20 protein-coding genes and 1 pseudogene are annotated in these 23,560 nt (G+C 62.8%); 11 read left to right on the plus strand and 10 right to left on the minus strand.

Features of this window, described 5'->3' with window-relative positions; translation table 11 throughout:
• Nucleotides 1-68: 68 nt before the first annotated feature.
• On the minus strand, nucleotides 69-920 hold the full coding sequence (gene panC, locus AC0L3D_RS12070; RefSeq protein ID WP_128173245.1) for a pantoate--beta-alanine ligase: 852 nt from the start codon (nucleotides 918-920) through the stop codon (nucleotides 69-71).
• A gap of 13 nt (nucleotides 921-933) precedes the next feature.
• On the minus strand, nucleotides 934-1,776 hold the full coding sequence (gene panB, locus AC0L3D_RS12075) for a 3-methyl-2-oxobutanoate hydroxymethyltransferase (protein ID WP_128173246.1): 843 nt from the start codon (nucleotides 1,774-1,776) through the stop codon (nucleotides 934-936).
• A gap of 250 nt (nucleotides 1,777-2,026) precedes the next feature.
• Between panB and AC0L3D_RS12080 the strand changes: the two genes are divergently transcribed.
• The 3 genes from AC0L3D_RS12080 to AC0L3D_RS12090 all read left to right on the plus strand — a co-directional run bounded on the left by AC0L3D_RS12080 (nucleotide 2,027) and on the right by AC0L3D_RS12090 (nucleotide 3,653).
• The gene (locus AC0L3D_RS12080) at nucleotides 2,027-2,425 is read left to right on the plus strand and encodes an NADH:ubiquinone oxidoreductase subunit NDUFA12 (protein WP_023798164.1); all 399 of its coding nucleotides are present in this window, start codon (nucleotides 2,027-2,029) and stop codon (nucleotides 2,423-2,425) included.
• Between the two features lie 297 nt (nucleotides 2,426-2,722).
• Complete coding sequence (locus AC0L3D_RS12085) at nucleotides 2,723-3,187, plus strand: DUF2155 domain-containing protein (RefSeq protein ID WP_473644471.1); 465 nt, start codon at nucleotides 2,723-2,725, stop codon at nucleotides 3,185-3,187.
• A 97-nt stretch (nucleotides 3,188-3,284) separates the two neighbouring features.
• Nucleotides 3,285-3,653 carry a hypothetical protein gene (locus tag AC0L3D_RS12090; protein ID WP_236378251.1) on the plus strand — a complete coding sequence of 123 codons (369 nt, stop codon included), beginning with the start codon at nucleotides 3,285-3,287 and terminating at the stop codon, nucleotides 3,651-3,653.
• A 25-nt stretch (nucleotides 3,654-3,678) separates the two neighbouring features.
• On the opposite strand, the gene aat is transcribed toward AC0L3D_RS12090, so the two are convergent.
• The 6 genes from aat to AC0L3D_RS12120 all read right to left on the minus strand — a co-directional run bounded on the left by aat (nucleotide 3,679) and on the right by AC0L3D_RS12120 (nucleotide 9,232).
• Entirely contained in the window at nucleotides 3,679-4,296 is a 618-nt protein-coding gene (gene aat / locus AC0L3D_RS12095) for a leucyl/phenylalanyl-tRNA--protein transferase (protein ID WP_473534510.1), read from the minus strand.
• Nucleotides 4,297-4,325: 29 nt separating this feature from the next.
• Nucleotides 4,326-5,669, minus strand: coding sequence for an acetyl-CoA carboxylase biotin carboxylase subunit (gene accC / locus AC0L3D_RS12100; protein WP_473629365.1), 1,344 nt, complete (start codon nucleotides 5,667-5,669; stop codon nucleotides 4,326-4,328).
• Between the two features lie 19 nt (nucleotides 5,670-5,688).
• The gene (gene accB / locus AC0L3D_RS12105) at nucleotides 5,689-6,147 is read right to left on the minus strand and encodes an acetyl-CoA carboxylase biotin carboxyl carrier protein (protein WP_027154456.1); all 459 of its coding nucleotides are present in this window, start codon (nucleotides 6,145-6,147) and stop codon (nucleotides 5,689-5,691) included.
• Nucleotides 6,148-6,173: 26 nt separating this feature from the next.
• Nucleotides 6,174-6,608 carry a type II 3-dehydroquinate dehydratase gene (aroQ, locus tag AC0L3D_RS12110; RefSeq protein WP_031254564.1) on the minus strand — a complete coding sequence of 145 codons (435 nt, stop codon included), beginning with the start codon at nucleotides 6,606-6,608 and terminating at the stop codon, nucleotides 6,174-6,176.
• A gap of 307 nt (nucleotides 6,609-6,915) precedes the next feature.
• Nucleotides 6,916-7,719 carry a DsbA family protein gene (locus AC0L3D_RS12115; protein ID WP_473507583.1) on the minus strand — a complete coding sequence of 268 codons (804 nt, stop codon included), beginning with the start codon at nucleotides 7,717-7,719 and terminating at the stop codon, nucleotides 6,916-6,918.
• Nucleotides 7,720-7,837: 118 nt separating this feature from the next.
• Nucleotides 7,838-9,232 (minus strand): M48 family metalloprotease, encoded by a 1,395-nt coding sequence (locus AC0L3D_RS12120; protein WP_287062007.1) that lies wholly within the window; start codon nucleotides 9,230-9,232, stop codon nucleotides 7,838-7,840.
• Between the two features lie 198 nt (nucleotides 9,233-9,430).
• Here AC0L3D_RS12120 and AC0L3D_RS12125 point away from each other — a divergent pair, with 198 nt between their 5' ends.
• Both AC0L3D_RS12125 and AC0L3D_RS12130 read left to right on the plus strand, forming a co-directional pair.
• On the plus strand, nucleotides 9,431-10,579 hold the full coding sequence (locus AC0L3D_RS12125) for a pyridoxal phosphate-dependent aminotransferase (RefSeq protein WP_473629366.1): 1,149 nt from the start codon (nucleotides 9,431-9,433) through the stop codon (nucleotides 10,577-10,579).
• A gap of 4 nt (nucleotides 10,580-10,583) precedes the next feature.
• The gene (locus AC0L3D_RS12130; RefSeq protein ID WP_023798153.1) at nucleotides 10,584-11,513 is read left to right on the plus strand and encodes a glutaminase; all 930 of its coding nucleotides are present in this window, start codon (nucleotides 10,584-10,586) and stop codon (nucleotides 11,511-11,513) included.
• 93 nt (nucleotides 11,514-11,606) lie between these two features.
• On the opposite strand, the gene AC0L3D_RS12135 is transcribed toward AC0L3D_RS12130, so the two are convergent.
• Nucleotides 11,607-14,651 (minus strand): Rne/Rng family ribonuclease, encoded by a 3,045-nt coding sequence (locus AC0L3D_RS12135; protein ID WP_473644458.1) that lies wholly within the window; start codon nucleotides 14,649-14,651, stop codon nucleotides 11,607-11,609.
• Nucleotides 14,652-15,339: 688 nt separating this feature from the next.
• On the opposite strand from AC0L3D_RS12135, the gene AC0L3D_RS12140 reads away from it, so the two are divergent.
• The 6 genes from AC0L3D_RS12140 to AC0L3D_RS12165 all read left to right on the plus strand — a co-directional run bounded on the left by AC0L3D_RS12140 (nucleotide 15,340) and on the right by AC0L3D_RS12165 (nucleotide 22,931).
• Nucleotides 15,340-16,635 carry an N-acetylmuramoyl-L-alanine amidase gene (locus AC0L3D_RS12140; RefSeq protein ID WP_473644460.1) on the plus strand — a complete coding sequence of 432 codons (1,296 nt, stop codon included), beginning with the start codon at nucleotides 15,340-15,342 and terminating at the stop codon, nucleotides 16,633-16,635.
• A 212-nt stretch (nucleotides 16,636-16,847) separates the two neighbouring features.
• Entirely contained in the window at nucleotides 16,848-19,304 is a 2,457-nt protein-coding gene (locus tag AC0L3D_RS12145) for a penicillin-binding protein 1A (RefSeq protein WP_236378260.1), read from the plus strand.
• A 243-nt stretch (nucleotides 19,305-19,547) separates the two neighbouring features.
• Nucleotides 19,548-20,679 (plus strand): peptide chain release factor 2 gene (gene prfB, locus AC0L3D_RS12150; protein ID WP_473629370.1). Its coding sequence is split into 2 segments (ribosomal slippage): nucleotides 19,548-19,613 and nucleotides 19,615-20,679, totalling 1,131 coding nucleotides; the frame shifts between segments, so codons are not numbered across the junction.
• Between the two features lie 441 nt (nucleotides 20,680-21,120).
• Complete coding sequence (locus AC0L3D_RS12155) at nucleotides 21,121-21,507, plus strand: hypothetical protein (protein ID WP_473644463.1); 387 nt, start codon at nucleotides 21,121-21,123, stop codon at nucleotides 21,505-21,507.
• Nucleotides 21,508-21,711: 204 nt separating this feature from the next.
• Nucleotides 21,712-22,080 carry a GFA family protein gene (locus tag AC0L3D_RS12160; RefSeq protein ID WP_473644465.1) on the plus strand — a complete coding sequence of 123 codons (369 nt, stop codon included), beginning with the start codon at nucleotides 21,712-21,714 and terminating at the stop codon, nucleotides 22,078-22,080.
• A 200-nt stretch (nucleotides 22,081-22,280) separates the two neighbouring features.
• Nucleotides 22,281-22,931, plus strand: coding sequence for a YiaD family glycine zipper/OmpA-like lipoprotein (locus tag AC0L3D_RS12165; RefSeq protein WP_031254560.1), 651 nt, complete (start codon nucleotides 22,281-22,283; stop codon nucleotides 22,929-22,931).
• A gap of 107 nt (nucleotides 22,932-23,038) precedes the next feature.
• Here the strand turns inward: AC0L3D_RS12165 and AC0L3D_RS12170 are convergent.
• Nucleotides 23,039-23,560, minus strand: a pseudogene (locus tag AC0L3D_RS12170) (hypothetical protein); the annotation flags it as partial.

A 23,560-nucleotide genomic window follows, 5' to 3' on the forward strand; every position in this document is an offset into this window, starting at 1 on the left:
CAATAGCGACATGCATCAAAGCAACAACCTGAAACGCGTCGCATGAATCCATCCAAACGGCACGCGCTTCAGGCGGAGGGAACTTCCACATTGTCGATCAGCCGGGTCTTGCCCAGCCAGGCGGCTGCGAGCAGGCGTCCGTCGCGGTTTGGCCGCCACGGGGCGAGCGTCAGGCTCTCGCGCGCCGCGACATAGTCGACTTTGTCGAAGCCGGCCTCGACCAGCGCGCGGCTGGCCTCGGCGGTCGCACTGCCTTCATCCGCGCCTGCCGCGAGTGCCGCCGCCGTTCGGCGCAAGATGGCGTTGAGCTGGCGCGCCACCGCGAGCTCGGTTTCGCCGAGATAGGCGTTGCGTGACGACATGGCGAGCCCGTGCGCGTCGCGTATTGTTGGCGCGCCGATGATGTCCACCGGCAGATCAAGATCGCTGCAGAGCTGCCTGACGACGCAAAGCTGCTGATAATCCTTTTCGCCAAAGACCGCGCAGTCGGGCGACGCCTGCAGGAAGAGCTTTGCCACGACGGTTGCGACGCCGTCGAAGAAGGTCGGCCGGAAATCCGATTCCAGCCCGGCGGCTGGCCCGCCGACCGAGATCCTGGTGGCGAAGCCGGCCGGGTACATCTGCGCCACACCAGGGGTGAAGGCAAGTTGTGCGCCGGCCTCGGCCAGCCGATCGAGGTCGCGGCCGAGCTGGCGCGGATATTTGTCGAGGTCTTCGCTCGGCGCGAACTGGGTTGGGTTGACGAAGATCGAGACAACGCAGCGATCGGCCTTCTCCAGCGCGATCCTGATCAGCGAGATATGGCCGTCATGCAGCGCACCCATGGTCGGCACCATGGCAAGGCTAAGGCCATCGCGACGGCAGTCGCGGATTTGCGCGCGAAGGGCGGCGACGCTGTCGACGACGAGAGGTCGGCTCATGCTTCGCCCCGGCTCATGCTTCGCTCTTGTCGGCTGCGGCCGAAAAAACGTGGCTCGGGCCGGGGAATGTCCGGCTGCGCACCTCCGCTGCATAGCTGGCTGCCGCCTGCGATATGACGCTGCGCAGGTCGGCATATTGCTTGACGAATTTCGGCACCCGGTCGACGGTCAGGCCGACCATGTCGTCGATGACCAGGATCTGGCCGTCGCACTCGCCGCTGGCGCCGATGCCGATGGTTGGAATGGAAATGTGCCGGGTGATATCGGCGGCGACGGTCTCGACGGTGCCTTCGATGACCACCGAAAACGCGCCGGCTTTTTCGACCGCCTCGGCGTCGCGATAAAGCGCAGCCACATTCTCGTCGGTCCGGCCCTTGATCCTGTAGCCGCCGTCGCTTTCCACCGATTGCGGCTGCAAGCCGATATGTCCCATGACCGGAATGCCGGCAGCGACAATCGCCGCAATCTGTCGGGCAACTGTCACGCCACCCTCCAGCTTGACGGCCTGGCAACCGGTTTCGCCGACAATCCGCCGCGCCGAGGCGACGGCTTGGCGCGCCGTCGCCTCATAGCTTCCGGCCGGCATGTCGACCACCACGCAGGCCTTGGCTGACCCTCGCATCACCGCTTGACCGTGGGCGATCATCATCTCCAGCGAGGCGCCCAGCGTGGTCTTGTGGCCATGGAGAACCATGGCCACGCTGTCGCCGACCAGAAGCAGGTCGACATGATCGTCGAGCAGGCGAGCGATGGGGTAGGTATAGGCGGTGAGGCAGACGATCGGCTCGCCGCCCTTGCGCAGGCGAATGGAGCTGGCACTGATCCGCGGATCGGCGCCGGATGCGTCTGGGGCCATCATTCCCTCCCTCAACCGTCAATCAGGCTGGTTCCTGCATGCGGCGCGCTGAGCTTTAGAAAGACCCGGCAGCCTTGGCAAGGCATGCCTCGAAAGGACGCGAAAGGCTTGCCACTGTGCGTCGGTTTTCCGACGGCCATTTGCGTGGCTCGTGCGGCAAAACCCTTGCCTTGGCGATGGCCTGACGCCATAAGCAGGAAACAGGCGCCGCCGCTGTCGCCACCGCGGGGATTTGCCACGGGGATTTTGGATGAAGACTTTCCTTCTGCAGTTTTTCACCTGGTGGAACAGCCAGACGCTGGGCACGCGCTTCCATACCTGGCGGCATGGCAAGAAAGTCGGGCAAGACGAGGCTGGCAACGTCTACTACGAGGGTGGTGTCGATTCGGAAGGCCGCACCCGCCGCTGGGTCATCTATCGCGACTATTCGGAAGCCTCGATGATTCCGCCCGGCTGGCATGGCTGGATGCATCACCGCGTCGATGTCCCGCCGACGAGCGACACCTACAAGCCACGCGACTGGCAGAAGCCGCATCAGCCGAACCTCACCGGAAGTGCCGCGGCCTATCGCCCCAAGGGCTCCATACTCAGCAATCAGCACCGCCCGCAGGTGACCGGCGATTACGACGCCTGGACGCCGGGGTCGTAACCGCTCGCCAAGGGCGGATCGGTCCTTTATCGCCACAATTGGCGTTTAGCAGCTTGTCGATCTGACAGCAGCGACTAGCCTTGGGCGCGACAGAATCACCCCGGGCGCAAACCACCGGATCCCTACATGAGCATTTTCAGCCGAATCTCGATAGGCGGACTGACGGTGGCCGCCACCGCTTTTGCGGCTTTTAGCATCGCCGCCGCTCAGACGCTGGAGGCGCCAGTGGACCCGGGGGCGCCGACGGAATTTGAGGCGCCAGTGGACCCGGGGGCGCCGACGGAATTTGAGGCGCCAATGGAGCCGGAGGCGCAAGTGGAACCGGAGGCGCCAGTGGACCCGGCTGCACCGCCATTGGAACCGGATGCGACAGTGGAACCGGATGCGACAGTGGCGCCGGCGGCACCGGCCGCACCACAACGCATCACCAATCCTGTCGCCGAATTCGCCGGCATCGACAAGATCACCGGCCGCATCATCACGTTCGATGTCTATATCGACGAAACGGTGCAGTTCGGCGCTTTGCAGGTGACGCCGCGCATCTGCTATTCGCAGCCGCAAACCGAAGAGCCGAAGACCGATTCTTTCGTCGAGGTCGACGAGATCACGCTGGATCGCAAGATCCGCCGTATCTTCACCGGCTGGATGTTTGCCGAAAGCCCCGGCCTCAACGCCGTCGAGCACGCCGTCTACGACGTCTGGCTGAAGGGCTGCAAGCAGAAGTCGGAAGTGCCGGCACCCGACGCGGCCAAAACCAATTAGCCAAGACCAGTTATAATGCCTGGCGTGCGGGATCGCCTGTTCGGAACCGCCTTATTCTCCGTGCGTTGGTCATGGCTGGCGTTACGGAGATGTTCCCATGATGGCCAACAAGAACGAACTCCTCGATCTCGAAAAAGGGTTCTGGACCGGCGACGCAGCCTATTTCAAAGCCAATGCCGACACCAAATGCCTGGTGGCTTTCCCACAGATGGCGCAAACGATGAGCAACGCCGATCTGGCCGAAACCGCGACGGGCCTAAATCGCTGGCGCGATCTCGACATCGACCTCAAGGGCATCATCGAGCCGGGCAGCGACATTGTCATGCTGACTTATGAGGCCCATGCCACGCGCGAGAATGGCGAGCCTTATGCGGCGCTGGTCAGCACCGGCTATGTCCATCGCGTCAATGGCTGGAAGATGATGTTCCACGCGCACACGCCTCTTGAGCCTGCCGCAAAAACCTGACCAAAAACCCGACCTTTGGCGCAGATCATGGGAAAAACACCGTCTCGCCCTTCAGCGCGTCGGCCAGCATCTTTTCGTATTTGCCCCTTGGCACGTCGACCGCGCCGAAGCGTTTGAGGTGCTCGGTGGTGAACTGCGTGTCGAGCAAGGCGAAGTGTCGATCCTTCAGGCGTTCGACAAGGTGCACCAGGCAGACCTTCGACGCGTCCGTTTCCCTGGCGAACATGCTTTCGCCGAAGAACACCCGGCCAAGAGACACGCCGTAGAGGCCGCCAACCAGCCGACCCTCGCGCCAGGCTTCGACCGAATGGCAATGGCCCATCCGATGGAGTTCGACATAGGCCTCGCGGATCGGCGCGTTGATCCAGGTCGACCGGCGTTCCTCGCGCCTCTCGGCGCAGCCGTCGATGGTCGCTTCGAAATCAAAATCGAAACGGATATCGAACAGGTTTTTCCGGATCGCCTTCCTCAGGCTTTTGGGCGTGTGAAAACCATCCAGCGGGATGATGCCGCGCGTCTCCGGCCGCACCCAGAACACTTCCGGATCGGTGGCGCTTTCGGCCATCGGAAAGACGCCCGAGGCGTAGGCCTTGAGCAACAGGTCGGTCGGGATGCGATAGCCTGGCGCGTAAGGACGGGTCATCGCATCATTATATTCTATAAGTTCACGTCCTAATCCTCATCGGCCAGATATTTTTCCAGCCAGTGGATGTCATACTCCCCATTGGCGATATCGGCATTGCCGACGAGATCGCGAAACAGCGGCAGCGTCGTCTTGATGCCGTCGACGACGAATTCGTCGAGCGCCCGCCGCAGCCGCATCATGCATTCGACGCGATTGCGGCCGTGCACGATCAGCTTGCCGATCAAACTGTCGTAGTAAGGCGGGATCTTGTAGCCGGAATAGACGCCGGAGTCGACACGGATGCCGAGGCCGCCCGGCGTGTGGAAGTGGGTGATCGTGCCGGGCGAGGGGGTGAAGGTGCGCGGATCCTCGGCATTGATGCGGCATTCGATGGCGTGGCCCTGAAAGCGGATCTCTTCCTGGCGCATGGAAAGCCCGCCGCCCGAGGCGACGCGGATCTGCTCGTGCACGAGGTCGATGCCGGTGATTGCCTCAGTCACCGGATGCTCGACCTGCAGGCGCGTGTTCATCTCGATGAAGTAGAACTCGCCGTTCTCATAGAGGAATTCGATGGTGCCGGCGCCGGAGTAGCCGAGATCGGCGATCGCCCTGGCACAGACGCCGCCGATATGCGCGCGCTCCTCGGCATTGAGCGCCGGCGAGGGAGCCTCTTCCCAGACTTTCTGGTGGCGGCGCTGCAGCGAACAGTCGCGTTCGCCGAAATGCACGCCGCGGCCGGCACCGTCGCCGAACACCTGGACCTCGATGTGGCGCGGCTTTTCGAGATACTTCTCGATGTAGACGGCGTCGTCGCCGAAAGCGGCACCGGCTTCCGAGCGCGCCGTCTGCAGTGCGACCACAAGATCGGATTCGCTGCGCGCCACCTTCATGCCGCGTCCGCCGCCGCCGGCCGACGCCTTGATGATCACGGGATAGCCGATCTCGGCGGCGATGCGTCTGGCTTCCTTTTCCTCGGTGACCGCCCCGTCGGAGCCGGGCACCACCGGAATGCCGAGGCGCTTTGCGGTGCGCTTGGCCTCGATCTTGTCGCCCATGATGCGGATGTGATCGCCGGACGGGCCGATGAACGTGATGTTGTGCGCGGCGAGGATATCGGCGAATTTGGCATTCTCCGACAGGAATCCGTAGCCCGGATGCACCGCGTCGGCGCCGGTGATCTCGCACGCCGCGACGATCTGGTGGATGTTGAGATAGCTGTCGCGCGACGGCGGTGGCCCGATGCAGACGCTCTCGTCGGCGAGCCGCACATGCATGGCGTCGGCGTCGGCGGTGGAATGCACCACCACCGTCTGGATGCCGAGCTCCTTGCAGGCGCGCAGCACCCTCAGAGCGATTTCGCCGCGATTGGCGATGAGGATTTTCTGGAACATTTTTCGGCTGTTCCCGGCTCTACTCGATCACGACGAGCGGCATGCCGTATTCGACCGGCTGCGCATCCTCGAACAGTATCGCCGTCACCGTTCCGGCACGCGGCGAGGGGATCTGGTTCATCGTCTTCATCGCCTCGATGATCAGCAGCGTCTGGCCTTCCTTGACCTGTTGGCCGACTTCGATGAACGCCTTGGCGTCGGGCGATGGCGCCAGGTAGGCGGTGCCGACCATCGGCGAGGCCACTGCGTTCTTGGACACGTCGGCCGCTGCCGGGGCGGCTGCGCCAGCCGGCTGCGCTGCCGGCGGCGCATAGGCGGGCTGCGGTGCGGCGACCGCATGGACGGCCGGCGCCTGTCGCGACACGCGCACCTTCAAGTCGCCCAGCTCGACCTCGATCTCGGTGAGGTTGGTGTCGTTCAGTATGCCCGCCAGATCGCGGATAAGCTGCTGGTCAACACCATTCTTTTTTATCGACATTTTCGAGCCTTCTGTTTGTTGGCCGGTCATAGGCGTGCGGCCAGCGCCTGCAGCGCCAGTGTGTAGCCGAGCGGCCCGAACCCGCAGATCACGCCGACGGCGACCGGCGAGACCATGGAGACGTGGCGGAATGATTCCCGCGCATGGATGTTGGAAAGATGAACTTCGGCGACGGGCAATGGCGCGACGGAGCGGATGGCGTCGTGAATGGCGATCGAGGTGTGGCTGTAGGCGCCCGGATTGATGACGATGCCGACAGCCTTGTCGGCGGCTTCCTGTATCCAGTCGACGAGGTCGCCCTCATGGTTCGACTGACGGAAATCGATCTCGAGCCCAAGTGCCGCACCTGCCTGCTTGCAATCGTCGGCGATCGCGGCCAGCGTCTTGCCGCCATAGATGCCCGGCTCGCGTTTGCCGAGCGCGTTGAGGTTGGGACCGTTCAGGACGAAAACCGTTTTCAAAATGCCGACCTTTTCCCGGTGTGGTTTCGAATCCGAAATTCGCAATACCTTGGAGCAGCGCTTTGAACGAATTTCGGCTTCAAAGCCACACTGGCATTTTATACATTTCTGATGTGGTGGATTTAAAGTTCCTGAACACTGACGCCACCAAAGCAGCAGGAACTTCAAATCCACCACATCAGCGCCGGCATCAGTCGGCGCACCGGGCCTCTATAATGGGCTTAGACGCCTGCGAAAAGAGCGCAAGTGGGTTCTTTCGCTGTCCACAACAGGCGGAAAATGGCTTGCGCAGAAAGCCAGCCGCCGATCAGAGTGCGGCCTTGGCCGCTTCGATCTTCTTCGCCAGCACGTCCTGGCCGAGCGCACCGAACACCACCTCGTTGCCGACCACATAGGAGGGCGTTCCGGTGATGGCCAGCTTGTTGGCAAGATCATAGGTCTTGGAGAGGGCCTCGGCGATCGACGGATCCTTCATCTTCTCGCGCAGCGTCGCTTCGTCGGCGCCGAGCGAAAGCGCTACCTTGATGGCCGCCGCTTCGGTGGCGCGTCCCTGGGCGCCGAGCAACGCGTTGTGGAACTCGCCGTATTTCTCCGGCATCATCAGGTGGAAGGCCATCGAGACGACGCTTGCCTTCTGCGAATCCGGGCCGAGGATCGGGAACTCCTTGAGCACGAAGCGCAGATCCGGATCGGCTGTCGTCAGCGTCTGCATGTCCTCCATGGCGCGTTTGCAGTAGCCGCAATTGTAGTCGTAGAATTCGACGATGGTGACCTTGCCGTTCGGATTGCCGACGACGCCGTCGAAGGCCGAGTTGAAGATCTGGTCCTTGGCATCCTTGATGACGTCGAGACTGGCGACGCGCTGCGCCTCCTTCTGCTTGGCCTCGAGCGCCTCCTGAGCTTCCAGCAGCACTTCCGGGTTCTTCAGCAGATAGTCGCGGATGATGCCTTCGACTTCAGCCCGGTCGATCTTGGTGTCGGCGGAGGCTGCCTGGGCGATCTGCGCGGCATCGGCCTTTGCCGTCTGCGGACTTCCGGTCACGAACCCGAAACCCAGCATGGCGAGAGCGACCGCCACGCCCGTGGTGCCCAGCAGAATTGCCTTCTTCATCATCCTGATCCTCTTGCCTGGTTTCCGGCCGGGTTGTCCGACCCGATTGGCCCGACTACCCGATTGGTTCGACTACCCGATTGGTCCAATTTCTTGTCGCCGCGCACGGCCGGAAGGTTCACTTTTTCTTGCCTGATGGTGCGTAGTTTATGATGTCCTGCGCGCGGATCCAGCCCGGCTCGCCACGCTTCATTTTCATCTGCGCGCGCATTGCGAAGATCTTGGCATCCTTGTAGGCGCCGGAATAGAAATGGCCTTCGGCGGTCGCAAGGTCGGCGGCCGGAATATTGCCAAGCTCGCCATAGGCCTGCGCAAGATGGCGGTAACCGACGGCGTTTTCTCGGTCGCGCGCGAGACCCTTGTTGATCTGCACCACCGCTTTCTCCAGGGAATCGGGCGTGCCGACTGCCATCAGCGCCTGGCCGTAGGAAACCGGCAGCAGCCCGGATCGCGCTGGGTCGAGGCTGACCGCCTTGGCATAGGCTTCCGCGGCAGCCTTCGGTTTGTTCGCCTTCATCAGGATGTCGCCGCGCAATTCCTGGAAATAGGGGTTCTTCGGCTGTGCCTTGATCAGCGCGTTGGTCTTGGCAAGCGCCCCGGCCAGATTGCCGAAAAGATAGCTCGTCTGCGCGTCGCCATATTGCGAGGCGAGGCTGCCCGGCATCTTGCGCATCAGCCGCGATGCGGCGGCCTGACCTCCCATATAGGCGGCGATCTTGATGCGCATCATGTCGTGCCGCTGCTGCAGCGCCGGCGGATCGACCTTTTCGACGTAGGGGCTTTTTTTGACCAGGACTTCGAGGTTGGCGATGCGTTCGCGCGGCAGCGGATGGCTGATTCGATAGGGGTCGACCTGCGCCCCCGACAGCGAAAGTGCGCTCTGAAAGCGGCCGAAGGTCTTCAGCATGCCCAGGCCGGACTGGCCGGTGGCATTGAGATAGGTTATCGCCGAGCGGTCGGCGGTCATCTCTTCGGTGCGCTGATAAGCGAGGATGCTGCGCTGCGCCATCTCGCCGCCGCCAGCTGCAACCCCCATGCCGGCGCCGGCCAGGCCCCGGCTTTTGCTGGTGGCGCCGGCAACCATGGCACCGGCGCCAAGCAGCGTCGCGATGATGGCCATCGTCTTGGCGCGTTCGAGCTGGTTGCGCAATTTTTGCTGGTGGCCACCGGCGATATGGCCGGCTTCATGGGCGATGACGCCGATGATCTCGTTGGGCGTCTCCGCCGACATCAGGGCGCCGGTGTTGATGAACAGGCGGGACCCGGCAACGAAGGCGTTGAAACTCTGGTCGTTGACCAGCACGATGTCGACGCCGTCTTCCGGCAGGCCCGCGGCCCTGAAGATCGGCCGCGCATAGGCGCGTACCAGCGCCTCGATCTCGGCATCGCGCACCACCGGCACGTTTTGCGCAAAAGCGCTGACGGTGCCGGTCACAGCGACCGTCGCGGCAAGCGAAAGCGTCGCGAAGGCGCGCGCTGCCCTGGCTATCGTCGATTTGGGTCGGCTCAACATGGCAGGTCCACTGGTAGACGAGCGGGTGAAGGATGAAAAGTCGGCACTGAAACTTTTACTGAACTTGTGATCCTCACATCAATCGGGCATTTGTGCGGCGCGGGACGCCAAAGCTCGGCGCCGGCAGCCGGCAAGCGCCGGCCCGAGGGCCGATCTCAAAGGGCCGACCCAAAGGGCCAACAAGGAAAATGAGGTCAAATGGTTGTATCGCTTTCGCGTCGCGGCGACGTCGAGCCGTTCCACGCCATGGACGTTCTGGCGGAAGCGAATCGGCTGAAGGCCACGGGCGTGCCGGTCGTTTCCATGGCCGTTGGCCAGCCGTCCGATCCGGCGCCGGCCGGAGTCAGGCAAGCGGCGACGAACGCATTGAAGATGGGGCGCATCGGCTACACCGACGCATTGGGTCTTGCGGGCCTGCGCGAGAATATCGCCCAGCACTATGCCGACCACTATGGGCTGGCCGTTTCACCCGGCCGGATCGCCGTCACCACCGGATCGTCGGCCGCCTTCAACCTGGCATTTCTGGCGATGTTCGATCCAGGCGACCGTGTCGCCATCGCCGCACCCGGTTATCCGGCCTATCGCAACATCATGGCCGCGCTCGGCATCGAGATCGTCGAGATCGAGCTCGACGGTGATGCCTATCTCCACGCCGAACATCTGAAGGCTGCGCATCGCGAAAAGAATCTGAAGGGCGTGTTGTTTGCCAGCCCCGCCAATCCGACCGGGGCGATTATCCCCGCCGACGAGCTGTTGGCGCTGGTGACGACGGCACAAGAGCTCGGCATCGCCGTGATCTCCGACGAGATCTACCACCGGCTGGCTTACGCTGCGCCGGACAGCACAGCACTTGCCTGCGGCCCTGACGTGACGGTGATCAATTCCTTCTCGAAATACTACTGCATGACCGGTTGGCGCATCGGCTGGATGGTGCTGCCGGAACCATTGGTGCGGCCGGTCGAGCGCATCGCCCAGAGTCTCTACATCTCACCGCCGGAACTGTCCCAGATCGCCGCGATCGAGGCGTTCAAGGCAACCGCGGAATTGGAGGCTGTGAAGGCGCGCTACGCGGGCAATCGCGAGCTTTTGATGAAACGCCTGCCCGAACTCGGCTTTACCCTGGCGGCACCGATGGACGGGGCGTTCTACGCCTTCTGCAATGTCACCAGGCACACCAACGACAGCATGGCCTTCGCGCGCAAGATGCTGGCCGAGGCGCATGTGGCGGCGACGCCCGGCCGCGATTTCGATCCGCTTCAAGGCCATCGAGCCATGCGCTTTTCCTACGCCGGCAGCCACGACGAGATGGTCGAGGCGATGATGCGCATCGAGCGCTGGCTGAGATAGCGTGATGCCGGACCTCGAGCAGGCTTTGACCGAGATTGCCGCCGAAATGGCCGAGCGCACGGATCGCGGCGACGTCGCGACCTACATACCGCAGCTCGGCAAGGTCGATCCGAAAAAGTTCGGCATTGCCGCGGTGACCAATGACGGTCGCGTGCTGATGGCGGGCGACGCCGATGAGCCGTTTTCGATCCAGAGCATTTCGAAGGTGTTCACGCTGACACTGGCGCTCGGCAATGTCGGCGACGCGCTGTGGCAGCGTGTCGGGCGCGAGCCTTCGGGCAACCCGTTCAACTCGATCGTCCAGCTCGAGCACGAAAACGGCATTCCGCGCAATCCGTTCATCAATGCCGGCGCCATCGTCATTTCCGACATTCTGCTCGCCGGTCACCAGCCGCGCGAGGCGATCGGCGAGATCCTGCGCTTCATCCAGTTCCTGGCCGACGACGAGACCATCATCATCGACCGCGAGGTCGCGGCTTCGGAACGAGCCACCGGTTTTCGCAACTTGGCGCTCGCCAACTACATGAAGTCCTTCGGCAATCTCAGCCACGCGCCGGATCTGGCGCTGGGCGTCTATTTCCACCATTGCGCCATCGCGATGAGCTGCCGGCAACTGGCTCTGGCCGGCCGCTTCCTCGCCAATGGCGGCAAGAACCCGGCGACTGGCCATTCCGTGGTGTCGGCCGAGCGCGCGCGCCGCATCGGCGCGATGATGCTGACCTGCGGCCACTATGACGGCTCAGGCGATTTCGCCTTCCGCGTCGGCATCCCCGGCAAGAGCGGCGTCGGCGGCGGCATTTTGGCGATCGTCCCGGGCGTGGCCTCGCTCGCCGTCTGGTCGCCCGGCCTCAACGCCAACGGCAATTCCAGGCTGGGTTCGATTGCGCTGGAAAGGCTGGCGAAGATGATGAACTGGTCGGTTTTCGCGCCATAGAGATTTGCCCGCTTCAGACAAGAAAATCCCGCGCTGTCGACAGGACAGCGGGGATTTTTTTGTTCAAAAGATCAGGCTGAACTACCGAAAAGCTTAGAAAAAGCCTTTCCGCTGCCACCAGCCGGCACGCTTCGGCTTCTCCTCGGTCTTTTCCTCTTCGGCAACAGTCGAGGACACGATCGGCTCAACCGGAGCATCGACCGGTATGGGCTTGCGTCGCGATGGGCGGACCTTCGGTTTCTCGTCGACGGCGGCCACGGCTGTTTCCTCCGAAACAGCTGCGGGAGCCTCGGCAGAAATTTCCGGCTCGGCTACCGGCGTCTCGGCAACGACGTCCGCCGCAGCCTTCTTCGGCTTGGCGGCGCGGCGCGGCTTCTTCGGCTTTTCGGCGCTTGGCATGTCGTCATTGGCCGGAGCAAGGTCCACAGGCTCTTCGACCGGCGTGGCTTCGACCGGCGTTGCTGCTGCCGGTTCGCCGGAGACGGCCTCCAAGACCTCGGGACGGTCAGCCGCCTCGGCAGTGCCTGCATCGACCTCGCCTTCGCCGTCTTCACGGCGATTGCGCTTGCCGCCGCGCTTGCCGCGCCGACGCTTCTTGCCCAGACCTTCGTCAGGCTCCGGACCTTCATCAGGCTCCCGACCTTCAGGCTCTTGCCCGTCATCCGACGCTTCCACCGCCTCGGTGACGCCGACCTGGTCCTCGTGGTCTGCTTCGGCGCCTTCATCGCTTGCCGCCTCGGAGACGCCATCGGCAGTGGCCGAGATGGACGCACCTTCCACGGGGGCGCCATGCTCGCGGTCGCGATCCTTGCCGCCGCGCCGTCTGCGGCGCTTGCGGCGCTTGCGGTCGCGGCCTTCGCCATCCTCGCTGGGCCTTGGCTGCTGCGGCTGCTGCGCCTGGCGCGGTTGTTCCGCCGGTGCAACGACCTCGTCTTCCTCCTCCTCGATGACGATTTCGTCGGCGGGCTCTTCCGGCTCGACATAGGCGGGCAAGGTCCGCACCTCGACGAAGCCTTCAGGCTTTTCGGCCAGCGCGCCGCGGAAGATCGCATAGTGCTGGGCGCCGACCGTATCGTCGGCCTCGACGGTGATGGTCAGGCCGAAGCGGTTTTCGAGCTCCACCAGCGTGCCGCGCTTGTGGTTGAGCACATAGAGCGCGGTCGCCGCCGGCGTCCGCACCGTGATGTGGCTGCGCGAATCCTTTAGCAGGAATTCCTCGATCGCCCGCACCACCATCAGCGCGACGGACGAATCGGACCGCACATGGCCGGTGCCGCCGCAATGCGGGCAAGGCTTCATCGTCGATTCCAGCACGCTGGCACGGATGCGCTGGCGCGACATCTCCATCAGGCCGAAATGCGAGATGCGGCCGACCTGGATGCGGGCGCGATCGTTCTTGAGGTGATCCTTCAGCCGCTTCTCGACGGAGCGGTTGTTGCGGTTCTCCTCCATGTCGATGAAGTCGATGACGATCAGGCCGGCGAGATCGCGCAGCCTCAGCTGCCGTGCGACCTCCTCGGCCGCTTCCAGATTGGTGTGAAGCGCTGTGTCCTCGATCGAGTGCTCCTTGGTGGAGCGGCCCGAATTGACGTCGATGGCGACCAGCGCTTCGGTCTGGTTGATGATGATGTAGCCGCCGCTCTTCAGCGTCACCTGCGGCTGCAGCATGCGGTCAAGCTGCGCCTCGATGCCGTTGCGCACGAAGATCGGCGTCGTGTCGCGGAACGGCTGCACGACCTTGGCGTGGCTAGGCATCAGCATGCGCATGAAATCCTTGGCCTCGCGATAGCCCTCTTCGCCGGAGACCAGGATCTCGTCGATGTCCTTGTTGTAGAGGTCGCGCACCGAGCGCTTGATCAGGCTGCCTTCCTCGTAGACGAGGGCAGGGGCCGTCGACTGCAGCGTCAGGTTGCGGACGTTTTCCCAAAGCCGCATCAGATATTCGTAGTCGCGCTTGATCTCGGCCTTGGTGCGGCTTTCGCCGGCCGTGCGCAGGATGACGCCCATGCCCTGCGGCACTTCGAGATCGGCGACGACCTCCTTCAGCCGCTTGCGGTCCTGCGCGTTGGTGATCTTGCGCGAGATCCCGCCGCCGCGCGCCGTGTTCGGCATCAGCACCGAATAGCGGCCGGCAAGCGACAGGTAGGTGGTGAGCGCCGCGCCCTTGTTGCCGCGCTCTTCCTTGACGACCTGCACCAAGAGGATCTGCCGGCGCTTGATCACTTCCTGGATCTTGTACTGGCGGCGCACCGGCTTGCGGCGGTTGCGCGCTTCTTCCAGCGCATCCTCGGCGCCGACCGATTCGACCTCATGGTCATCCGAATGCGATGACTGCACCTCTTCCAGCATGCCGCGATCATTGTCGGTGGAGGTGGCTTCGCCGGCCGCATCAGCCTGCGGCACGGCTTCGGAAATCACATCCGATTCGATGCTGGCGGCGATGGAATTCGGACCGCCTTCGGAAGGCCCAGTTTCGTCATCGCTCGTCTCGTCACGGCCAGTCTTCTCGTCACGGCTCGTCTCGTCGCGGCTCGTCTCATCAGGACTTGCCTCGCTATGACTGGCGACATCCTCGCCATGTTCCGAAGCAGCGGACGGCGTGTCGACTTTTTCTGAGGCATCGACGTTCTGCGCGACCGCATCCTCGCCGTGTTCGCCGCCCTCATTGGAGCCGCTGTCGTTGGACCCGCTGTCATTGGAATCGCCGGAAGCGTCCGAATCGGCCGCACCTGCATCACGCTTGTGTTCGCCTCGGTCGCGGCTCTTGCCGCCGCGGCGGCGTCCGCGCCGGCCGCGATCGCGGGTCTGGCGATCGTCGCCATCGCCGTCCTCATCGTCCTCATCTTCAGCCTCCTGCGCTTCCGCGCGCAGCAGCGCCTGACGGTCGGCGACCGGAATCTGGTAGTAGTCGGGATGAATTTCACTGAAGGCGAGGAAACCGTGACGGTTGCCGCCGTATTCGACAAAGGCTGCCTGAAGCGAGGGTTCGACGCGGGTTACGCGGGCGAGGTAGATATTTCCTTTGAGCTGCTTCTTGTCCTGGGATTCAAAGTCGAATTCTTCAATACGGTTACCGCGAACGACGACAACTCGTGTTTCCTCCGGGTGGGAGGCGTCTATCAGCATTTTGTTGGGCATTATTTCGTTTCCCCCCGGCAGCCGTCAGCCGCAGCTTGCGAGGCAAAGCCCGCCGCTGTGAGTGTGGATGAACATGGGTGCCGGGCAATTGAATGTCCGCCGGCCGCTGCCTGAGCGCCATGGCGGTGCCGCCCGCAGCCATAATGGCGCGGTTTGCTGCGGACCTTTCCATGATTGCGCTTGAAGCCATCGTAACCAGCAGAACCTTTTTGAACCAAAGCCCGGGAAAACCGGACCAGCTTGTTTGCTCGTACAGAGCCGGCGCGGGACAATCCCGGCCGTTTTCCTCACGCAGGCGCTTCCCCCGCCACGGGCTTACACCTGCGAAATTCGTCGCGATCACCTGTTGCCTTTTTCGCCTGACGCGAAAGGAGCCGTCGTTCATCTCGCCTGTAGCAGGAAGCTGCGGAGAAGGACGGCTCCAGGATTGCAGTGATCCACCATCGCTTTTATGATTTGGCGGGTTGGAAGGCAACCCCGATTTCCGATGCCGGCAAAATGCAGTTCCGCAACGGAAGCACGGCTTTAAGCGTTGCGTGAAAAGGCTTGGTTAACCTTCTCTGGTTACCAACCGTTAATCGAGTTCGCGGCCTGACCGGCGTTTCGACAAGACGACGACACTCCGACAAGCAAGATTGGCCGACAACAGGATCGGGCGTCTCACGCCAAACCGGAGCGACTGGAAGAGATGGGACTGGCAGTCTTCACGCACATGAGTGGTCGCGCCGGAGGCATTTTTTTCTACGCCGCCTACTTCCGCGCTGCCCACTTCTTCCGCGCTGCTTGTCTGCTGTTGCTGGTTGTCGCTTGCCTGGCTCTTTCGCCAGTTTCCTTTGCCGCCGACGCGCCGCTGGCAGTGACGAGCTACAAAATGGCCGGTGACGCCACCAAGATGCGCATCGTCATGAATTTCGATCGTGAGCCCGACGTCAAATGGTTCCTGCTGCGCGGCCCCCACCGTCTGGTCGTCGACCTGCCAAGCACGAGATTCGCCATCAATGCCAAGGACGTGAAGGCGCGCGGCCTGGTCAGGAGCGTGCGCTACGGCGATCTCGGCGAGGGCGTGTCGCGGCTGATTCTCACCGGCAAGGGTCCGTTCGCCGTCGACAGGTTCGACGTGCTCAAGAACGATGACGGCAACGGCTACCGCATCGCCATCGACATGTCGGCGGCGTCCGTGCGGGAGTTCGACGCCGCTCTTGCCAATCAGGCGTTGACCACCGGCTCGACGGTCTCCTCCGACAAGGGCGGCAGGGTCGGCACCGGCCCGGTCTCCAATCCAGGCCATCGCTTCACCGTCGTCATCGATCCAGGCCATGGCGGCATCGACGGCGGCGCCGAGGGCATGAACGGCACCGTCGAGAAAAACGTCACGCTCGCTTTCGCCACCGAATTGCGGGACAAACTCGCCGCAGTCGGCAAATACGACGTGTTCTTGACGCGCGAGACGGACCAATTCCTGCGGCTGGACGACCGCGTGCGCATTGCCCGCCAGCACGAGGCCGACCTGCTCATTTCGATCCACGCCGACACCATCAGGGTCAAGGGCCTTCGCGGCGCAACCGTCTACACCGTCTCCGACAAGGCTTCCGATCCCGAAGCGCAGGCGCTCGCCGACCGTGAAAACCTTTCCGACCAATTCGCCGGCATGGAAATCAAGGACGACAACAAGGAAGTAACCGACATCCTGATCGACCTGATTCGCCGCGAGACGCACAGTTTCTCGATGAGTTTTGCCCAAACGCTGGTCGGCCAGCTTTCCACCAGTGTCGGCCTCATCAACAATCCGCAGCGTTCGGCCAGCTTCAAGGTGTTGAAGGCGCCGGATGTTCCCTCCGTGCTGGTCGAACTCGGCTATCTGTCGAATGCCAAGGACGAGGCACAACTGCTCAGCGCCGATTGGCGCAGCAAGGCGGCCCAGAGCATAACCAATGCCATCGCCCTGTTCGCTTCAGCCAAGGCCGGAGCCGGAACCGGAGGCTGAGATGCCAGCCCTCGCCACAACCAGAGGCAGCGTTGCACGACGACAACACTTTGCACTTATATTTTCGCCATTCGAAGCCGAAATTCCAGGCTGCCGCATTTTGCCCACATGGTGGCGACATGGATTTTCGATTACCGGTCGGGATCGTCTCGAAAGCTTGCGCGAAAGGCGGCTTCGTTTAGGCAATTCCCGAACCAAGGACTGGAGCGGGCATGATTCGTCTTATTGGCTATTTCTTCGGCATCGGCACCGCGCTGGCCCTTTTGGTCGCGGCCGGGGTGGCGATCTATATCAGCCATTTGTCGAAGGATTTGCCCGATTACGAGGTCCTGGCCAAGTATGAACCGCCGGTGACGACCCGCATCCATGCGTCCGACGGTGCGCTGATGGCCGAATATGCGCGCGAGCGGCGCCTGTATTTGCCGATCCAGGCGGTGCCGGATCGTGTCAAGGCGGCCTTCCTGTCTGCCGAGGACAAAAACTTCTACAATCACCCCGGCATCGATATGACCGGCCTTGGCCGCGCAGTCATGGTCAATCTGCAGAATGCTGGCTCGGGCAAGCGCCAGGTCGGCGCCTCGACGATCACCCAGCAGGTGGCGAAAAACTTCCTGTTGTCCTCGGACCAGACCTACGAGCGCAAGATCAAGGAGATGATCCTCGCCTTCCGCATCGAGCAGGCCTATTCGAAGGACCGCATCCTCGAGCTCTACCTCAACGAGATTTTCTTCGGGCTTGGCGCTTATGGCGTCGCCGGCGCAGCGCTCACCTATTTCGACAAGGCGGTGAATGAACTCACCGTGGCGGAGGCCGCCTATCTGGCGGCTTTGCCGAAGGGCCCCTCCAACTATCACCCATTCAAATATGCCGACCGCGCCATCGAGCGCCGCAACTGGGTGATCGACCAGATGGTCGGCAACGGCTACGTCACGCAAGAGGAAGGCGCCAAGGCCAAGGCCGAGCCGCTCGGCGTCAAGCCACGCCGCTCCGGCACCTATCTGTTCGCCGGCGAATATTTCACCGAGGAGGTGCGTCGGCAGATCAGCGCGCGCTACGGCGAGAATGCGCTCTACGAGGGCGGCCTATCCGTCCGTACGACGCTCGATCCCAAGATGCAGCTCATCGCCCGCAAAGCCATGCAGAACGGCCTGATGAAGTTCGATACACTGCGCGGCTATCGTGGGCCGGTGAAGACTATCGACCCGTCCGGCGACTGGGGCGTGCCTTTGAGCGAAGTCAAGGGACTGGACGACGTGCCCGAATGGTCGCTCGCCGTCGTGCTCGACAGCTCAGAGAGCGGTCTGTCGATCGGCCTTCGGCCGACCCGGCAGATCTCGGGCGAACTTGTCAAGGATCGCGTCGAAGGCACCGTCAGCCGCGAGGACATGAGCTTCGCCATGCGTCATGTGGTCGGCGGCAAGACCGTCAAGGCCAAATCGCCGGCGGACGTGCTGAAGCCTGGCGACGTCATCTTCGTGCAGAAGAAAGAAGATACGGATGGGGCCTATATCTTGCGCCAGGCCCCCGAAGTGGAGGGCGGCCTGATCGCCATGGATCCGCATACCGGGCGCGTTCTGGCCATGGTCGGCGGGTTCTCCTATTCGCTTTCCGAATTCAACCGCACCACGCAGGCCATGCGGCAGCCGGGTTCGTCGTTCAAGCCGATCGTCTATGCGGCCGCTCTCGACAATGGCTATACGCCGGCTTCGGTGATCATGGACGGCCCGATCACCATCAAGAGCGGCAACACGACCTGGACGCCGAAAAACTACGATGGAAGGACAGCCGGCCCGGCGACCTTGCGATCCGGCATCGAGAGGTCGCGCAATCTGATGACTGTGCGCCTGGCCAACGACATGGGCATGAAGCTGGTCGCCGAATATGCCGAGCGCTTCGGCGTCTATGATCGACTGGCGCCGTATCTGCCGATGGCGCTGGGGTCGGGCGAGACGACCGTGATGCGCATGGTATCGGCTTATTCGATCATGGCCAACGGCGGCAAGTCGATCAAGCCGACGCTGATCGACCGGATCCAGGATCGCTACGGCAAGACGGTCTACAGGCAGGACGAACGCGGCTGCGAAAATTGCAATGCGGCTGAATGGCAGAACCAGCCTGAGCCGGAACTGGTCGACAATTCCGAGCAGGTGCTCGATCCGATGACCGCCTATCAGATCACCTCGATGATGGAAGGCGTTGTCGAGCGCGGTACCGGCGCTACCGTCGCCGAACTCGGCCGCCACATCGCCGGCAAGACCGGAACGACAAACGACGAGAAGGATACCTGGTTCATCGGCTATACGCCCAACCTCGTTGTCGGCCTTTATATGGGCTATGATCAGCCCAAAGGTCTTGGCAAGGGCGCGACCGGCGGCGGCCTTGCTGCGCCGATCTTCAAGGACTTCATGCGCGTGGCGCTGGACGGCACGCCCAATGTCGATTTCCAGGTTCCCGAAGGCATGAAGCTGATCGCCATCAATCGCAAAACCGGCATGCGGGCCAACCCGGACGACGCCGGCGCCTTTATCGAAGCCTTCAAGCCGGGCACCGGCCCCGCCGACAGCTATTGGGTGATCGGCATGGGTGAGGACGGCTCCAACGCCTCCGGCGGCGCGCTGTCGCCACAGGCCAACCAAGCCATCCAGTCCGGCGGCGGCGGGCTCTACTGACATGGGTTCGAGCAATTCCAGGAAAAGTGTGAAACGGTTTTCCGTCCGGAATTGCGCAAAAACAAAGAGATAGAGCCGTTCGGCGTTTCTGTGAAACGATGAACCGCTCTAGTGTATTTGGGCCGGCTTTCGAGCCGGCCCATTTCGCTTTACAGGCGGCGGTGCCATCCCTATGTATCGCGCCAACCCAAGCTCTGCTTAAGCGACAGGGCACCATTTCAGCACAGGACAGAACGGCCAGCCATGCGCGCGGAAACGCAGAATATTGTCGACGAAATCAGGCAGGCGATAACCCTGCTGAGGAGGCATCTTTGACTGGGATCAAGCCATAAAGCGGCTTGAATACCTGAATGTGCGTGCCGAGGATTCGAGCCTCTGGAACGAACCGCTGGAGGCGCAGAAGCTGATGCGTGAGCGCCAGGGCCTCGAGGAAGGCATCGCCGCGGTCAAAGGCCTCGCCCAGGCGCTGGAAGACAATATCGGCTTGATCGAGCTCGGCGAGGAAGAGGGCGATGAGGGCGTCGTCGCCGAGGCGGAAGCGGCGATCCGCTCGATGCGCGGCGAAGCAAAGGCCCGCCAGATCGAGACGCTGCTTTCCGGCGAGGCCGACGCCAACGACAGCTATCTCGAAATCCATGCCGGCGCCGGCGGCACCGAAAGCCAGGACTGGGCCTCGATGCTCCTGCGCATGTACACGCGTTGGGCCGAGCGGCGCCGTTTCAAGGTCGAGGTGCTGGAGGTGCATGACGGCGAAGAGGCCGGCATCAAGTCCGCCACGCTGCTGATCAAGGGCCACAACGCCTATGGTTGGCTGAAGACGGAATCCGGCGTTCACCGTCTCGTGCGTATTTCGCCCTATGACAGCAATGCGCGCCGTCACACCTCCTTCGCCAGCGTCTGGGTCTATCCCGTGATCGACGATACGATCGAGATCGACGTTTCCGAATCGGATGTCCGCATCGACACCTATCGTTCGTCCGGATCGGGCGGCCAGCACGTCAACACCACCGATTCAGCGGTCCGCATCACCCATCTCGCCACCGGCATCGCGGTCGCCTGCCAGGCTGAGCGCTCCCAGCACAAGAACAAGGCGAAGGCCTGGGAGATGCTGCGTTCGCGGCTCTACGAGGAAGAACTGAAGAAGCGCGAGGCGGTGGCCAACGCCACCGAAGCGTCGAAGAGCGATATCGGCTGGGGCCATCAGATACGCTCCTACGTTCTGCAGCCCTATCAGCTGGTGAAGGATCTGCGCACTGGCGTCGAGAGCACAAGCCCGTCGAGCGTGCTGGATGGCGACCTCGACGATTTCATGGAAGCCTCGCTGTCGCAGCGCATCGAGGGCGGCGCCGGCGAAGTGGTGGCCGATATCGACTGAAGCTTCTACGCCCCAAGCAGCAGGAACATCACGCTAGAGTAACAGGCTCTTCACTGTAATTGAGCGAGTGCTTTATGGCTTTGTTTTTTCATCGAATTTTCGACAATTACTTCTACCTCCGGGTTCATTGTTGCAGGCCTGCCGTCGCCTGGCCCGGAACCACTGCGAGTTCAATCTCGTTATCCGCGCGATCCCACTGCCGGGGTTGATGAGTCACTCTCGTCAGCCCCGGCAGGCTGGTTCCGGCTGCAGATGCGGCGCTCGATTGCACAGCAATTTCTTGCGCCAGCAAAGGAATCAGGCCAGCATCCGAACGTTGGGGGAAAAGCATTTATGGCCGGACGCGGCGTATCTGCGACCTGACGAGCCGGCCACTGGGAAGATACGTTCCAAGAACGGGCAAGCGAAACGCTTGATAACTCGGTGATAGGAATTGCGCCCATGCCTGCTTCCACAACCCGACTGGCCTCTGCCGTCAAGACGGCGCTCCGCCTCCTGAATTCGATCAATGCGGTGGTGGTTCTGACGGCCGCCACCATTGTATTTGCAGCGCCGGCTTTGGCGCACGACGCCACGCCGACTGCAGCGAAGCCGCAAGGCTGGAGTTACCCATTCTCCTGTTGTTCCGGCTACGATTGCCGCGCGGTCTCGCAGACGTCGATCAGCGAGCGTCCGGAGGGCTATGTCATCAAGGGAACAGGCGAGGTCGTGGGCTACAGCGATGCACGGATCAAGAATTCGCCCGACGGCGAATATCACTGGTGTTCGGTTGCCGGCGCCAATGACGGAAAGACCATCTGCCTGTTCGTGCCACCGTCGTCGTTTTGATGCATGTCGCCCAAAAGCTTGCTCCGAGGGCCATGGCCTGACCCGAGGCTGCGCAGCGGTTTTGGGATACGACATGCATCAAAAAGATTGAAGCGCGCCACGCGTCCGACGCAGGCAAGCCGAGTCTGCTGACAGACGGTTGTCAACGGCGCCTCTTTATGTTGCCTTACCGCGCTGGCGCGAAGCAATCGCGAGGGAGGCGTCATGACCATAAAGGCAAGCTGCCACTGCAGGGCGACGACGTTCGAGGTTTCGGAAGCGCCGCTAACCGTGACGCAATGCACCTGCTCCTTCCGCTCGAAACGCGGCTCGTTGTGGGCCTATTACGTCCCGTCGCAATTCAAGCTCACCAGCCCGCTCAAGAATGTCTCTTTCTATCAATGGGGCTCGAAAACGGTAAAACATGGTTTCTGCGCCACCTGCGGCTGCGGCACCTTCACCGAAACGCCGGACTGGTCGACCGGCAAGCCGGATTTCGACAAGCCGAAAATCAGCGTGAATTCTCGCCTGTTCGACGATTTCGACCTCGATCAGGTCGAGGTCGTCGTCATCGACGGCAAGAATCTCTGGTAGCCGACAGTCTCTGCCAGCCGATCGGAATTGCGCAAATAGCGGCGGTTGAATTGACCGGGAAAAGCCGTGGCCAGCCGCTTTTCCCCTTCCATTTTTCGCCGCATTTCATGTTACAAGCATAGAGCGACGTGCGTCCACTTGGACGCACAAGGGATGCGGCGCGCCACTGGTGGGACCGCGGACTGGAGAGGGACTACCTGATGAAAAAGACTGTGCTCGTCGCAGTGGCGACGGCTGTGCTCGTGAGTGCCTGCACCACCACCGATCCGTATACCGGACAACAGAAAGTTTCCAACACTGCGGCCGGCGCCGGCATCGGCGCGCTGGCGGGTGCGGGACTTGGCCTGCTTGCCGGCGGCAACGATCGCCGCAATGCGCTGATCGGCGCTGGCGTCGGCGCTCTCGCTGGCGGCGCCATCGGCGCCACGATGGACCAGAACGAGGCCGAACTGCGCCGGCAGCTTCAGGGTTCCGGCGTCAGCGTCACCCGCAGCGGCGACCAGATCATCCTCAACATGCCGTCCGACATCACCTTCAACGTCGACCAGGACGCGGTGAAGCCCGGCTTCTATCAAGTGCTGAATTCGGTCGCGCTTGTGCTGAACAAGTTCCGCCAGACCACCGTCGACGTGTTCGGCCACACCGACTCGACCGGTGGCGACGAACACAATTTCGACCTGTCGCAGCGCCGCGCGCTGGCGGTCGCCAATTATCTGTCCGGGCAGGGCGTCGATACCCGCCGCTTCGCCGTCACCGGCTTCGGCAAGACGCGTCCGATCGCCTCCAACGCGTCGGCCGCCGGCCGCGCCCAGAACCGCCGCGTCGAGATCCAGCTCTCACCGCTCACCTGAGCAAGACACGCAAGAAGACGGCTTTGCACATGAAAACGGCCCCGCAAGGGGCCGTTTTTGCTGGTCTTTGAGAATTTCTGCTGTGATCAGCCCAATTTCTGCTGTGATCAGCCCTTGGCGACGATGCGCATGAACGCCGGCATGTCGTCACCGAATCCGACGGTCCCATCGTTGTCTTCCTGGCGATGGCGGGCCGGGCGATTGCCGTCGCGCTGCGGCCTGGTGTCGCCACGTTCCGGCGCGCGCTGTTCGTTGCGATGGCGATCGGGGGAAGATTGGCGTTCGGGTGAAGATTGGCGTTCGGGTGAAGCTTGGCGTTCGGGTGAAGTGTGGCGCTCGGTGTTTTCCGAGCGGATCGCTTCCTTGCGCGCGCGCCGCTCACTGGCATCGGCGACCGGGGGCTCGGCTGCCACCGGCTGTTCCTCGCGCGCCGCATCCGGTGCTGCAGCTTCCCTTTGCTTGGCGTGGCGTTCGCGTGGCCTGCGTTCGCCCCTCTCCTTGCCATCGTCCTTGCGGCCGGGGGGGGGGGGGGGGCCCCCCCCCCCCCCCCCGCGGCCCCCCCCCCCCCCCCCCCCCGCGCGCCCCGGCAGCAACGACACCGCGCGGCCCGCCGGCGGGGTGGTCTGGAG

Source organism: Mesorhizobium sp. WSM4837 (genome assembly GCF_055811435.1).

Excerpts from the sequence above, each read along its gene's own strand:
- AC0L3D_RS12085 (WP_473644471.1), top strand. The coding sequence starts at position 2,723 with ATGGAGCCGGAGGCGCAAGTGGAACCGGAGGCGCCAGTGGACCCGGCT.
- AC0L3D_RS12090 (WP_236378251.1), top strand. The coding sequence starts at position 3,285 with ATGATGGCCAACAAGAACGAACTCCTCGATCTCGAAAAAGGGTTCTGG.
- AC0L3D_RS12135 (WP_473644458.1), bottom strand. The coding sequence starts at position 14,651 with ATGCCCAACAAAATGCTGATAGACGCCTCCCACCCGGAGGAAACACGA.
- panC (WP_128173245.1), bottom strand. The coding sequence starts at position 920 with ATGAGCCGACCTCTCGTCGTCGACAGCGTCGCCGCCCTTCGCGCGCAA.
- AC0L3D_RS12160 (WP_473644465.1), top strand. The coding sequence starts at position 21,712 with ATGACCATAAAGGCAAGCTGCCACTGCAGGGCGACGACGTTCGAGGTT.
- AC0L3D_RS12130 (WP_023798153.1), top strand. The coding sequence starts at position 10,584 with ATGCCGGACCTCGAGCAGGCTTTGACCGAGATTGCCGCCGAAATGGCC.
- accC (WP_473629365.1), bottom strand. The coding sequence starts at position 5,669 with ATGTTCCAGAAAATCCTCATCGCCAATCGCGGCGAAATCGCTCTGAGG.
- AC0L3D_RS12155 (WP_473644463.1), top strand. The coding sequence starts at position 21,121 with ATGCCTGCTTCCACAACCCGACTGGCCTCTGCCGTCAAGACGGCGCTC.
- AC0L3D_RS12140 (WP_473644460.1), top strand. The coding sequence starts at position 15,340 with ATGGGACTGGCAGTCTTCACGCACATGAGTGGTCGCGCCGGAGGCATT.
- AC0L3D_RS12165 (WP_031254560.1), top strand. The coding sequence starts at position 22,281 with ATGAAAAAGACTGTGCTCGTCGCAGTGGCGACGGCTGTGCTCGTGAGT.
- AC0L3D_RS12145 (WP_236378260.1), top strand. The coding sequence starts at position 16,848 with ATGATTCGTCTTATTGGCTATTTCTTCGGCATCGGCACCGCGCTGGCC.
- AC0L3D_RS12125 (WP_473629366.1), top strand. The coding sequence starts at position 9,431 with ATGGTTGTATCGCTTTCGCGTCGCGGCGACGTCGAGCCGTTCCACGCC.
- AC0L3D_RS12115 (WP_473507583.1), bottom strand. The coding sequence starts at position 7,719 with ATGAAGAAGGCAATTCTGCTGGGCACCACGGGCGTGGCGGTCGCTCTC.
- panB (WP_128173246.1), bottom strand. The coding sequence starts at position 1,776 with ATGGCCCCAGACGCATCCGGCGCCGATCCGCGGATCAGTGCCAGCTCC.
- accB (WP_027154456.1), bottom strand. The coding sequence starts at position 6,147 with ATGTCGATAAAAAAGAATGGTGTTGACCAGCAGCTTATCCGCGATCTG.
- aat (WP_473534510.1), bottom strand. The coding sequence starts at position 4,296 with ATGACCCGTCCTTACGCGCCAGGCTATCGCATCCCGACCGACCTGTTG.
- AC0L3D_RS12120 (WP_287062007.1), bottom strand. The coding sequence starts at position 9,232 with ATGTTGAGCCGACCCAAATCGACGATAGCCAGGGCAGCGCGCGCCTTC.
- AC0L3D_RS12080 (WP_023798164.1), top strand. The coding sequence starts at position 2,027 with ATGAAGACTTTCCTTCTGCAGTTTTTCACCTGGTGGAACAGCCAGACG.